1 pseudogene is annotated in these 502 nt (G+C 78.3%); it reads left to right on the top strand.

The window, feature by feature from the left end:
* Positions 1–471, top strand: a pseudogene (locus EEJ42_RS30850) (hypothetical protein); the annotation flags it as partial.
* Between the last annotated feature and the right edge of the window lie 31 nt (positions 472–502).

The raw sequence follows: 502 nt of genomic DNA, 5'->3' as shown, positions 1-502 counted from the left end.
GGCTGCGGCGGCTGCGGCGGCCATGGTGACGGCACCGGTCGCGCGGCGTTCGACCGCGCCGCCGCCGCGCTGCACGCGGTGCTCGACGCGGCGGGGCCGGGCCTGCACCACCTGGTGTGCAGCGTCCCGGTGGACGGCACGCCCCTGGCCGCCGCGGTGCACGCCACCGCGCGGGAAGGGCGGCCGCCGACGTTCGCCGAGCCCGGCGCGCTCGTCTTCCGCACCGTGCTGGCCTGCGGCATCGCCACCGGAAGCCCCGGCGGCATCGTCCTGCGGACGAGCCTGCCCGGAGTGCCCGACACGGTCCGCGGCTGGTCGCTGCGCGACGGCTGGCCGCGCCCGCTGAGCGAGGCCGAGGTCTTCACCGCGTACTGCACCGACGCACAGACCGGCGAGCCGATCCCACCGGAGCACGGCGTCGAGTACCGGGCGGGCCTCCCGCTGCCCCGGCCCGAGGACGAAGAGGGGTGACACGGCGAAAGGCCCGTCCCGCCGCGGTCAC

The sequence above is a fragment of the Streptomyces botrytidirepellens genome (genome assembly GCF_003721215.1).
Classification (GTDB): domain Bacteria; phylum Actinomycetota; class Actinomycetes; order Streptomycetales; family Streptomycetaceae; genus Streptomyces; species Streptomyces himastatinicus.
This window is presented reverse-complemented; position numbering and strand designations above follow the sequence as displayed.